Annotated in this window: 12 protein-coding genes; 6 read left to right on the top strand and 6 right to left on the bottom strand. The window is 34.6% G+C overall.

The window, feature by feature from the left end:
- Positions 1-73: 73 nt before the first annotated feature.
- Entirely contained in the window at positions 74-262 is a 189-nt protein-coding gene (locus CK510_RS17840) for a hypothetical protein (protein ID WP_095722987.1), read from the bottom strand.
- A 92-nt stretch (positions 263-354) separates the two neighbouring features.
- On the bottom strand, positions 355-792 hold the full coding sequence (locus CK510_RS17835) for a hypothetical protein (RefSeq protein ID WP_095722986.1): 438 nt from the start codon (positions 790-792) through the stop codon (positions 355-357).
- Positions 793-1161: 369 nt separating this feature from the next.
- Between CK510_RS17835 and CK510_RS17830 the strand changes: the two genes are divergently transcribed.
- Positions 1162-2061, top strand: coding sequence for a class I SAM-dependent methyltransferase (locus tag CK510_RS17830; protein ID WP_095722985.1), 900 nt, complete (start codon positions 1162-1164; stop codon positions 2059-2061).
- 237 nt (positions 2062-2298) lie between these two features.
- On the opposite strand, the gene CK510_RS17825 is transcribed toward CK510_RS17830, so the two are convergent.
- Positions 2299-4818, bottom strand: a complete 2520-nt coding sequence (locus CK510_RS17825; protein WP_095722984.1) for a CPBP family glutamic-type intramembrane protease — start codon at positions 4816-4818, stop codon at positions 2299-2301.
- A gap of 524 nt (positions 4819-5342) precedes the next feature.
- Between CK510_RS17825 and CK510_RS17820 the strand changes: the two genes are divergently transcribed.
- From CK510_RS17820 to CK510_RS17805, 4 genes are all read left to right on the top strand, one after another.
- Complete coding sequence (locus CK510_RS17820) at positions 5343-5822, top strand: hypothetical protein (protein ID WP_095722983.1); 480 nt, start codon at positions 5343-5345, stop codon at positions 5820-5822.
- A 183-nt stretch (positions 5823-6005) separates the two neighbouring features.
- Positions 6006-7052 (top strand): bifunctional DNA-binding transcriptional regulator/O6-methylguanine-DNA methyltransferase Ada, encoded by a 1047-nt coding sequence (gene ada / locus CK510_RS17815; RefSeq protein WP_095722982.1) that lies wholly within the window; start codon positions 6006-6008, stop codon positions 7050-7052.
- 21 nt (positions 7053-7073) lie between these two features.
- Positions 7074-7226 (top strand): hypothetical protein, encoded by a 153-nt coding sequence (locus CK510_RS34025; protein ID WP_281257052.1) that lies wholly within the window; start codon positions 7074-7076, stop codon positions 7224-7226.
- Positions 7227-7233: 7 nt separating this feature from the next.
- A complete protein-coding gene (locus CK510_RS17805) occupies positions 7234-7896 on the top strand; it encodes a DNA-3-methyladenine glycosylase family protein (RefSeq protein ID WP_245912197.1) in 663 nt (220 codons plus the stop codon).
- Between the two features lie 9 nt (positions 7897-7905).
- On the opposite strand, the gene CK510_RS17800 is transcribed toward CK510_RS17805, so the two are convergent.
- The 3 genes from CK510_RS17800 to CK510_RS17790 all read right to left on the bottom strand — a co-directional run bounded on the left by CK510_RS17800 (position 7906) and on the right by CK510_RS17790 (position 10348).
- On the bottom strand, positions 7906-8829 hold the full coding sequence (locus CK510_RS17800; RefSeq protein ID WP_095722980.1) for an alpha/beta fold hydrolase: 924 nt from the start codon (positions 8827-8829) through the stop codon (positions 7906-7908).
- A 93-nt stretch (positions 8830-8922) separates the two neighbouring features.
- On the bottom strand, positions 8923-9744 hold the full coding sequence (locus tag CK510_RS17795) for an NAD-dependent epimerase/dehydratase family protein (RefSeq protein WP_095722979.1): 822 nt from the start codon (positions 9742-9744) through the stop codon (positions 8923-8925).
- A 118-nt stretch (positions 9745-9862) separates the two neighbouring features.
- Positions 9863-10348 carry a glutathione peroxidase gene (locus tag CK510_RS17790; protein ID WP_095722978.1) on the bottom strand — a complete coding sequence of 162 codons (486 nt, stop codon included), beginning with the start codon at positions 10346-10348 and terminating at the stop codon, positions 9863-9865.
- A 538-nt stretch (positions 10349-10886) separates the two neighbouring features.
- Between CK510_RS17790 and CK510_RS17785 the strand changes: the two genes are divergently transcribed.
- A complete protein-coding gene (locus CK510_RS17785; RefSeq protein WP_095722977.1) occupies positions 10887-11459 on the top strand; it encodes a Uma2 family endonuclease in 573 nt (190 codons plus the stop codon).
- The last annotated feature ends 274 nt before the right edge of the window (positions 11460-11733 follow it).

Here is an 11733-nt window from a genome sequence, read left to right as displayed (position 1 = left end):
GTATATCTACTAGATGTATTCAATTCATTAATTATCATTGTATATAGTTTAGCTTGCCAATACTTTATAATCACTATTTGATTGACATCAAACCAGGAAACCTAAGTTTGATGGTCATTTTAGAGGATTTATCCAATTTAATAAATATATATTGAAATTGTAAATCGATAGGAATTTCTCGAATCAAGATTTGCAGAGAAATAACTTGATGAGGAAATATACCTAATCCGTAAATATCTTTATCCAAATATAACAGTTCCATAGCACTTCCAGATTATTTAGTTCTGTCCAAAACATAAAAAATAGAGTGAGCATTTTGCCCACTCTGAAAAATTTAAATATGATGATTTTGATTTAATCATAACTACTGTAACTACTACCGGAATCGCAGCTACTACTCCCAGAATCATAACTAGAACTACTGCCGGAATCATTACTACTATAACTATTATTAGATTCGTAATTGCTACTTGATTCACAAGCATTGGAATTATAATTATTAGATTCGTAAGAATTACCGCTAGGCTCGTTTGTACTGCTGTTATAGTCGTAGGTATTATTCGAGTCTGAGTAATTAATAGAATTATCGCTGCTATCGTTCATCTCTGAAGCACTACTAACTTCATAGCTATTATTTGGATAATCTACATTAATATCACAATCTTCGTGTTGGTAATCACTATAACGAGCATTTCGACGTGCTTGGACTTTTTGACGCTTCAAAGCTTTGCTAAGTGAGAAACCTGCGATAACAATGACAGTGATAACAACAAAAATAAGCAAACCAGTCATAAGTAACTCCTGGGAATGTCCAATATTAATGTCTATTACACCTTAATATTACCCAATTTCGGAAATAAAATGCTACTTTCCGGATAGGAGCAATAATTAGGGGTAATAAAAATATCTTTCGATTCATCGTACAGTATTCAGGCGACTCACTATAATTTGAAACAGGGGATTATCTCTTAGTTAAATAATTATGGAGTTAGGGTAATCGACAGAAAAATCATGAATAACTTGATATATTGTAAGCAGAAATACTGATAAATTATGATGAACAGTTAAATAAATCAGCGGAAACAACAATTGCAGTTCCTATTACTGCGACTATATAACTAAAATAACAACAATTAATATTGCGTTTAAGTGATACTTCCAATGAGTAAAGTAGTTAGCATGAAACCCAGTCTGAGTGATTATAAACTTCAGGATGGTGTTTACTTACCTAAAGATTATCAAAATTTAAATAGTACTGAACATAAACAACTTTGGGATAAAATAGGTGAAACCTATTACAATTCCCAAAAAGTCGAACAAGCGAGTAGTGGTACGGCTGTTACAAAAGATTATTCTTTGTTGACAGGAAGACCTTCATCTACTTGGGATAAGTTACCAAAAAATACAGAAGTCGGTAGTATTTTAGAAATTGGTTGTGGTTATGGACGTATTCCCATATATCTTTCTAAAGGAAGAAATATCAACTGCAAAAAATATTATGGTTTAGATATTTCTGAACCTTTGTTGCATCGTTTGCTTAAGTTCAAACAGATGTATGATTTTTTCCCAGGTGCAGAATTTAATGTTATTTGTAATTCGGCTGAATTGTTACCTTTGGAAGATAATTCTATCGATTTATTGATATCAAATTGTGTATTCATGCACATTCCAGAAATGCAATTGCGGAAATTAATGGCAGAAATGTCTCGCGTTCTCAAACCCGGTGGAATGTTTATTTTCAATCATTCTTTCCACAATAAACTCTGTCCTTCTCACATTATTCACAACTGGATACGTCGTTTGAATTTTAAAAATACAAATGATATTTATCTCCGACAATTTACCGGAGCAGAAATTGATGAAATGATGGCAGAAGCGGGAATGAAAGCAAAATGTCCCCAATATATTGTTGAAGCTACCAACGAATATGCACTCATCCCAGAAACCATTAAAGGAATTAAAATTCCTTTCGCAAAAACATTCAACCGTGGACTAAAACCTGTTGAATCAATGCGTGAAACTATGGCTTATGGATATAGTGCTTACTATGTAACAGAATAATTTACAATCAAATAAAAATTTGATCTGTTGTTCTCAAAGCATTTTTTTTAAATAATTATGTTGAGATATGCAGTTAAGTAAGGGAACAGACAGAAAATAATATTTTTCGTTTGAATGCAATACCAATCAGGGCAAACAACCGTTTGCCCCTATAATTGCTTGGGATAATTTATTTCTTTCCATTCTCTAAGTAGCTTTCTCCCCAGAAGTAAGTGTGTCGCTTCATATTTTGCTTAATCATAATTCCGATAATTTCCCAATTCCCCCAAGAAAAATTAACCAAAATACCACTACAACCCAGTGAATTGAAACCACTACCAAGAAAGAACCTGTCAACACGTAGGCAATTGTACAGGCAATTCCTAATAATGCAGCTAAACTAAGAAAAACCCAATTAAAAAACGTGGGAAATCCAGCTTTATAAAAATATTTAGCATTCAATGGATGATAAATCACAAATAGCAATATAGTAAAAAATGCCCACAAACTCCATTTAAACCAGTTTGTAATTTCATTGGGATGGGGAAGTAGTAAAACTCGAAAAAACAATTCTTCAATAATTGCAGGCAAAAATAAGCAACGCAAAATTAATAAGCATTTATTAATCCAATTTTCAGACCAAATTTGTAGATGTAAAAACCCAAATTTAAAGCCTAAGGGTATGGCAATAAGGCTATAAATTACTAGTGTCGAAATAATAACTAACCAATCTGGGAATGTGATAATTGCTAATGATGCTAAAACCCGATTAAGAAGAATTGAAAGTGGTGAAATATCGGTAAAGGGAATCTTAATTTGTCCAAAAAATAATGTTGGTGCAAGGGGTGTAATATCAGGTTGCCAACCACCTACTTGATTGGTTCGTAAAATCTGCATAGTTGCACCATGTTTCAAGAATATCGTGGCAATATTATCATGTACTTGTCTTGGCATTATTGTTTGCCATGTTGTCAAACCTGCCCAAATGCTACTATCTTTAAATGATTCTGTACCTGCCAGTATATCAGCTTGACTCTGCCAATCAGCACGGACTATTCCTAAGGGTACTAGTTGTTTTTCTAAAGATTTACCTAATTCGATTAGCTGCTGAAAGCGGGATGTCTGCGGATGGTTTGGATTTGCCTTTAACCAAGTTTGAATTTGCGGATTTTTAGCGACTTGGGTTTTAATTGCTAGTATGGTTGCATACAGTGCTTGACTCGAATCCTGCACACAAGAGGTAGCAGGTGATACCACTGCTCCACCAGTACCATCTCCAATTCGATAACGCGCGATCGCAATCCCTAATTTTTGCTGAAACTGATTTAATGGTGAAATTTTGACCCCATCAAAGTCATAATCTTGGGTTACGGGTTCATATTTAATCAGAATATCGGATACTGGACGTGTTGATAACCATCCGTGTTGTAAGTTACCTATGAAATCTGCCCATGTATGGGTTCCGGCAATGATTCCATCGAGGTTATGGGCATAAATTTGATGATATTTGATATCGAAGCGTAATTTGTTCGTAAATTCGTCTTCAATAACTTCTGCGGTTCCAAAGGCAAAATGTCCGGTAATGGTTTCCACGACTCCTAAGGGTTCGGCTTTTTTTCCACCAATGCCACCGAATAAGTGTAGTAGGATTGCTTTATCGCCTTTTTGCCATGTGGATGTATATTGATTTTCTGAAGATGGGAATTTTTTGCTTTTGACTGGGTTGATGAATACTGTATTTAAATTACCTTTCTTTGCTTCCGTATTTTGCCAATTGATTTTTTTAATGTAATTCAGTCCTAATTCTTCACCTGTGATGGTTTGATTGGGTTTAATTTGGAAGAGGGAATAAGGTGCGATCGCTTGAACCACAAATACATTATTTACATCATTAGCTCCGTAAATATACCATCCCTCTTTACCTGCGGGTGATTTTTCGATTTCCAGGGTAGTTGAAGGGGCAAAATTTCGTGTATCTGTTACTTGTTGGGGAATGCGAATTGTTTCTTCAATTCCATCAAAGTTATGGGAATTTAGGTTGTAATGTTTTACCAAAAAGTAGTCGTGATAATGCTTTTGTTTTGGAGGTAAAATAGTTTTTGGATTTGATTTAAGATTAGGTTCAGTTGGTTTAATGATTTTGACTAAACTATAAAATCTACCAGTTATGATAACAGGTTCATGGTCAACTTTTAAAATAGATTTTTCTTCACTTTTAGTAATTATTGTATTTGCATCTAAAGCAACAATTACATCATCATTTGGATTTGCACCAGCTAAAGAACGTAAAACCCCTACTTGACGAATCCCATTAAGTCTAAATGGGTGAATAATTCCTTCTTTTTGACTTCTAATAACTTCAGGAGTAAAGTTTACATCTCTTGTTACAGCTTGAATGTAAGTAAGCAAATCTTGATTTTTTTGCCATTCCAAACGTACAATTTTCCCCACCAAATCTTCTGCTGTTGCTGGAGCAGATTGTACTTCCATCCATACCCAATCTAAGCCATCTTGTAATTGTTGGTTTGTTGGTAAGATTAATCTCCCTATCCACTTAGCAACAGGTTTATAAAGATTTTCCGGGGGAATTTTTGTAACGGGATAAAAAGTCGGTTGATTAAAATTCTGACGGATATGTATTGCGTAATTGCTTTCAATTTTTACTAGCTGTGGTTGTTTTGGGGAAAGTTGGAATACCACAAATACTGCTGTGAATACTAGCAATAAAAATATAACTAATTTTAGCTTTAATTTTCGACTTAAGTCATGCCAAATCAAGAGAATATACCTGTGAATTTATCTTATTTTATCAATTTGTGACTGAAATCAACTATTGCGATCGCAATCCTCAATAATAAACTTTCTTCCTGACTGCTTCAAGCTTTTTCCTCTATATGTCAAAATAGATGGAGATTAAAAAGAATGCAGAAGTTGGAATTGAGAATATCCTATAAATAAATCCCGTAGCATCAATAAGCTTGCTTCCGGTTTCTGATGAATTGAATAAGCAGAGTATTTAAACAAGGATACTATATTTCTATGTACTGCATGTCTTGAAATATATCTTTGATTATGTTTCATAAAGAAATAATGGTGCTTTGCTTTTTTCAGTTTATATTCTGATTTTTTATTTCTGAGTTCTTGCTTCGTTTATATAGCAATTCCTATGTTTGTGAGGTACATTAACAAAAACTAACCGCAGATAGAAGAAGATGAACGCGGATAGACGTAGATAAATTTGTACTTCAGTAGACTAGGAAACACTATAGTACTATATTTTGTGAAAAGGAGGATAATTGAGCGTGTTATGGGATAAAGATTCTATAGAATACGAAATATTTAAAAAATACGAACCTGCTTTGATAGCTATTGGTGTCAACTTTGCAAATAATCATATTCAAGATGCTCTAGAAAATTGTATTTTTGGACTTGAAGACGCTTTGAGAGCAGCGATTAGCTATAGCTTGTGGTTGCACGAACACAAAAAAGAAATTGTACCTAATCAAATCTTGTTTCGAGCTTTAATCGAACAATGGAAACCAAGGGAATGGGATGATAATTTTCTGAATATTGAAGGATTAAAATCTCAAGGGCAAAAATGGTGGGATGGGGCAGCAAAAATCTGGGGGAATGATGTGAGAAATCAGTTGGTTGCTGATGTTTTTATTGATGAAGGTAGAGAATATATCAAATTTACCAATGGCAAAGAAATGTTAGTCGAAACTGCATGGAGATGGGGTTGGGAAAGAGTACTGGAATATGCAAGTAATTATGAGGGTTGAGCTACCTCTGTATAGTCTATCAAAGCGAAAGCCATGTACAAAGCTTTTCTACTTCTGAGTACTTTAATCCTGAATTCTAGAATTCTGGCATATCACTAAATATCAATCGCAAGAAACAGATAGATTTTGCTAAATCCAATTGGTTAATATCAATGAGAGAGAAGAGATTACGGAGATAATGATATGCATGAAGATGAATATTGGCAAGCTGTTTTAGAAAAGGATTTTAAATGCGATTGCTTATTTATTTACGGTGTTATTTCTACCAAAATCTATTGTCGTCCATCTTGCCCTTCTCGGAAACCACATCGAAAAAATGTCAGATTTTTTCCTAACTGCGAAACTGCGGAAAAATTGGGTTTTCGTGCTTGTTTACGCTGTCGTCCAAATCAAATTATAGCAGAACCACATCTCGAATTAATCCAACAAATATGTGATGCGATCGCAATACAATTAGATAATCCTCCAACACTAGAAGATTTGGCACAAAAATTTGATTTAAGTCTCTATCATTTACAACGCACTTTCAAACGAATTGTTGGTGTCACACCACATCAATATATTGAAGCACAGCGAATAAAGCGACTTAAAACTAATTTAAAATCTGGTACAAATGTCGCGAATTCATTGTATGAATCAGGATACAATTCGAGTAGTAATTTATATGAAAAATCTGCCACACAGTTAGGAATGACACCTAAAAAATATCAGCAAGCTGGGAAGGGTATTAATATTACCTACACAATAGAACTATCTACATTAGGATATTTACTTGTAGGAATAACTGAAAAAGGAATTTGCTCTATAAAATTGGGCGATAATATAGAAGAATTAGAACATCTTTTATATCGAGAATTTCACCAAGCAAATATTCACCGTGATGACTTAATATATCGAGATTGGGTACAAGCAATTCTTAATTTTATAGTCGGAAGTGAACCCCATTTAGATTTACCATTAGATATTCAGGGAACCGCATTTCAAATCCAAGTTTGGCAAGCATTACAAAAAATTCCCTATGGAGAAACCCGCACTTACGCAGAAATTGCCCGTGAAATTGGTACAGCAAATGCAGTACGTGCAGTCGGAACTGCTTGTGGTGCAAATCCAGTCGCATTAGTTGTTCCCTGTCATCGTGTTTTGCGAAGCGATGGAAGTTTAGGTGGATATGAATGGGGATTAGAAAGAAAAAAGAAACTTTTGGAAACAGAAAGAAAAGAATGCAAATAATAGACATAATTCAACTATTTAATACCAGTTTTTGCAATGATTTGGGGTAAGATTTTCCTTGAAGAAGAAATTACAGAATCAATGATATTCGGTTGTAGTTTAATTTTACTTGGTACGGCAATTACTAATGATTTATTCAGAGGTTTTTTTAGTAAAAAATTAAATGAAAACTAGTTAAAAAATGGAATATAAATACGACATGCTAACACCAAATCAACCCCTCACAGAAATAGCGATCGCACAAGCAATTCAAGAACTGACGAAATGCGATGAAGATTTAGCATATATTATTGAAACACACGGTTATCCACCAAATTGGGAACGGGAAAAAGGTTTTATTGGACTAGTACGTATAATTTTAGGACAGCAAGTCTCAGTAGCAGCAGCAAATTCTATCTACAACCGTTTACAAAGTTTAATAATACCCCTATCACCAGAAAATTTTCTCAAGTTTGATGATGCACAATTACAAGCAGTAGGTTTAAGTCGTCAGAAAATTTTATATATTCGCAATTTAGCAAATGCAATCACCAATAGGGAATTAAATTTAGATGAATTGGAACGAACAGATGAAGCAATTTTGAGACAAGAATTAATCAAAATTAAAGGGATTGGGGAATGGACTATAGATATTTATTTAATGATGTCTTTACAGCGTCCAGATGCTTTTCCAAAGGGCGATTTGGGAGTAATTATTGCATATCAAAAACTCAAGAATTTACCTACACGCACGACACCAAAAGAGCTTGAAATAATTGCTGAAAAATGGCGACCATTTCGTGCGATCGCAACACGTATTCTTTGGCATTATTATTTGAATCAGGGAGTAGGAAATAAGAGTTAGAATTAAACCCTAACTATTAACTAAAAAAGACTTAACTGCACTTACAAATTCAACTGCTGACTCATAGGGTAAAACATTTCTTCCCGAAATAATCTTCCCTTGACTTTGCGGGAAAGCACCTAAATAATCAGCTAACCATTCATTAGTTGTTTTCGTAATTCCTCGCTTGCTGACGCTGGTTGTAGCTGCTCCTAAAACAATTAATGTGGGTTGTTGAATTGATTTTATTTCATCACTATAATTTTTACGCCAAAATCCAGCCAAAAACGAGAATACAGCGTAACGACTTGCCATATTTCTCGAACCTGAAATTAATGGATTTAACCATTGGGAATCAACTGCTTCACTACTATAAAATAGTCTACGAATTGAGAAATTACGCAGAAATTTTTCTGTACGTGCATAGCGATAAAATAAATTTCCAAATGGAGAACTAAAAATTGTCCAAGCTAATTTTTTCCTCCATTCTGGATTGTTTTCGTTAATCAAATTATAAGGAGGAGGAGCAGAAATGATAATTTTTTCGACTAAATCTGGAGCTATTTTTACTAATTCCAACGCAACAGTAAACAAAGCACCTTGTACTACTAAAATTACAGATTTTTTAGCATTATTCTGAACAATATTTTCAATAAAGTACTTTAACTGTTTTGCCCAGAAATCAGGATTATAAGCCATTACAGGCATATCTCCATCACCACATCCCAACAAATCAGGATTATAAATTGGGTTTAAATCGTGACTCGAATTACTTTCTTTTTCCCATTCACTACAAAAGTTTATCCAAAATTTTCTTGATAACCCAACACCAATAGGATGAATTAATACCAAAGGTGTATTATTCCCATTTTGATTCTGAACTTCGTAGGAACAGTTATATTTTTCCCAAGTATAGAACTGAGTTGGATTTGAAACTTTATCTTGAGTAATCATAATGTCAAGTTGGAATTAAGTTGGAAATTAAGTTTTAATTTAAGGTTGAAATCAAACTTGAAATTAAGCTCTAAATGAAGCTTAAAAATCAACTTAAAAAAGCATTTGTGGATGAATCAACTTATAGCCAGCATCCTTAATTTTCTGGTTAGAAATTCTAGCATTGTAATAGCGATCGCTCGATTGTGAAGTATCCCAAGTTACCCTTGGTAAATTATGGACTTCGCAAACACTATCAATGATTTCACGACTGGATAAATTAGCATCATCAACTAAATTATAAATACCTTGTAGATGATAATGTCGAGCAAACTCAATTGCTCCCACAATATCATCTAAATGAATCCAGTTTGCGGCTTCACTACCATCCCCTGGACGGGTTTTTCCGGCAATTCGACTATAGATTTTTACGAGTTCGCGATTTACACCATAAATTCCACCCAATCGTAAAATACAAACATGTAATTTATCTTTTAATTCTGTCAGTAAAACTTGCTCAGTTTGATTAAGTATTCTTTGATTTTCACTTTCCGGTTCAGTTGGTGTTTCTTCATCAACTAAAACACCCTTCTTATCACCGTATAGAGAGCAAGTACTCGTATATATAAGTTGTTTAATCGAAGATTTTTTGATTGCTTCAACGACAGTTTCAGCAGTTTGTAAATAAGTATCTTTATAGGAACTACCGCGATTTGGTGCAACACTCAATAAAACACAATCTTGACCATGTAAAACAGACTCTAAACCATTGCGATCGCTTCCTTGCAAAACAACCACTTTTTGAGCAATATTTTGTAATTCTAGAACACGTTCCGGTGTTGTAGTAGTCGCTGTTATCATCAAAGTCATTTTTTGCTGCCAACATTTAGCAACCGCAGTACCAACATAACCACAACCAATTATTGCAACATTCATAAATTTAAATTGGGAATTAGGATTTGGGAGTTAGGAGTTAGGAGTTGGGAGTTAGGAATTGAGAATTGGGCATTGGGAATAACAATTACCCATTACCCCAAAAAAAACTATCTAATAACTATTTTGCTAATTCTTGTTCAATTATTGAAATTAATTCTGGTGAATCTGGTGTTGTTACACTTTTGAAACGTGCGACAATTTCGCCATTTTTAGCAATGATAAACTTCTCAAAATTCCAAGATACATCACCTTTTGGCTCAACCGAACTCGTCAACCTAGCATAAAGTGGATGTTTATCACCACCTTTAGCACTAACCTTATCAAACAAATCAAAAGTCACACCATAATTGCGATCGCAGAATTGGACAATCTCCTCATTGCTTCCTGGTTCTTGCGCTCCAAAATCATTACAAGGAAAACCCAAAACCCGCAAACCTGCATCCTTATACTTTTGGTTTAACTTTTCCAATCCACTATATTGACCAGTATAGCCACAATAAGACGCAACATTAACAATCAAAAGTACCTTTCCAGCATACTCACTGAGTACTTTATCTTGCCCATTGATTGTTTTCACGGAAATATCAGAAATTGTATTACTCATTCTCAAACTAATTACAACGATTCACCGCCAAGTTTCCCACATTACGGGTACTAGGTGACTATATTTTCCGAGGCTATATTTCAGATATTTTTAGTTAGATAAGGTTTTGGAACAGTGCGATCGCATAAATAAGGTGATTTCCAGAATAAAAATTACCAGTCAATATGATTTTATCGTAGGGGAGAACGGTTGTACTCCGAAACGGAGAAGCAAGCTACGTCCTCTTATACTAAAAACGGTTAAGGATTATACTTTTTATCTGCCAAACCTAATATTTATTAAGCCTCTCCCCTTACTAAGGGGAGAGGTTTGGAGAGGGGTTCTATATTTAGTCAACTTTTAAGCCGTTCGCAGTATATATAGGTAAAATCATTTTGATAAATCACCTAAGCGTTTTTATCAGGCTTTGGGTAACGTACTGAGAAATCAGGGTTAAAACTCATACTCTCTGCTACTCTGCGACTCTGCGTGAGGCAAATAATCCCCCATAATCTCCAAAGTTTGAGAAAATAAATATATTCGACTTAAAAGCAAAACTATGGTTCAACTTTCCACAAAACCATTAACTCTAAACGAATTCCTACAACTCCCCGAAACCAAACCAGCTAGCGAATATATTAACGGTCAAATCATCCAAAAGCCAATACCACAAGGAAAACACAGCACACTACAAGGGGAATCTGTCACAACAATTAACGCACGAACAAAACCTCAACGTATTGCTTGGGCATTTCCAGAACTGCGTTGTACCTTTTCTGGACGCTCCATCATCCCCGACGTTTCTGTGTTTACCTGCAATCGCATTCCCCTAGATGAAAACGGTGATATAGCGAATGTTTTTACATCATATCCCGACTGGACAATTGAAATTCTTTCGCCCGACCAAAATCAAACCAAAGTTACAAATAACATCTTACATTGTCTAAATGCAGGTTGTGAGATGGGTTGGTTAGTCGATCCAGACGAAAAATCCGTTCTCGCTTATCCGAATGGGAAACAACCAATATTCTTCCAAGAACCAGAACAAGTACTTTCCGTTCCAGATTTTATGGGAGATTTTCAACTTACCATTGGGGAATTATTTGGCTGGCTGAAACCCGGTAATATTTAACATTTAGAGAAATCTGGGGAAAGTGCGATATACCTTGACGCATTAATATTTGCTTATCGCATAATCATCAAAGCTAAGTTATACTAAAAACGCTTAAGAATTATACTTTTTATCTGCCAAACCTAATATTTATTAAGCCTCTCCCCTTAGTAAGGGGAGAGGTTGGAGAGGGGTTTTATATTAGTCAAATATTAGTCAAATTTTAAGTCGCAATATCAATTTAATATGAAGACGCATAAAATAACCCCACCGCCTGTGGCACCTCCCCTTACTA

This window comes from Brunnivagina elsteri CCALA 953, from assembly GCF_002289455.1.
GTDB classification, from domain to species: Bacteria; Cyanobacteriota; Cyanobacteriia; order Cyanobacteriales; family Nostocaceae; genus Brunnivagina; species Brunnivagina elsteri.
This window is presented reverse-complemented; position numbering and strand designations above follow the sequence as displayed.

What these genes read in the sequence shown, in the direction of transcription:
- CK510_RS17840 (WP_095722987.1), bottom strand. Translation starts at nt 262, where the DNA reads ATGGAACTGTTATATTTGGATAAAGATATTTACGGATTAGGTATATTT.
- CK510_RS17835 (WP_095722986.1), bottom strand. Translation starts at nt 792, where the DNA reads ATGACTGGTTTGCTTATTTTTGTTGTTATCACTGTCATTGTTATCGCA.
- CK510_RS17830 (WP_095722985.1), top strand. Translation starts at nt 1,162, where the DNA reads ATGAGTAAAGTAGTTAGCATGAAACCCAGTCTGAGTGATTATAAACTT.
- ada (WP_095722982.1), top strand. Translation starts at nt 6,006, where the DNA reads ATGCATGAAGATGAATATTGGCAAGCTGTTTTAGAAAAGGATTTTAAA.
- CK510_RS17805 (WP_245912197.1), top strand. Translation starts at nt 7,234, where the DNA reads ATGGAATATAAATACGACATGCTAACACCAAATCAACCCCTCACAGAA.
- CK510_RS17800 (WP_095722980.1), bottom strand. Translation starts at nt 8,829, where the DNA reads ATGATTACTCAAGATAAAGTTTCAAATCCAACTCAGTTCTATACTTGG.
- CK510_RS17795 (WP_095722979.1), bottom strand. Translation starts at nt 9,744, where the DNA reads ATGAATGTTGCAATAATTGGTTGTGGTTATGTTGGTACTGCGGTTGCT.
- CK510_RS17790 (WP_095722978.1), bottom strand. Translation starts at nt 10,348, where the DNA reads ATGAGTAATACAATTTCTGATATTTCCGTGAAAACAATCAATGGGCAA.
- CK510_RS17785 (WP_095722977.1), top strand. Translation starts at nt 10,887, where the DNA reads ATGGTTCAACTTTCCACAAAACCATTAACTCTAAACGAATTCCTACAA.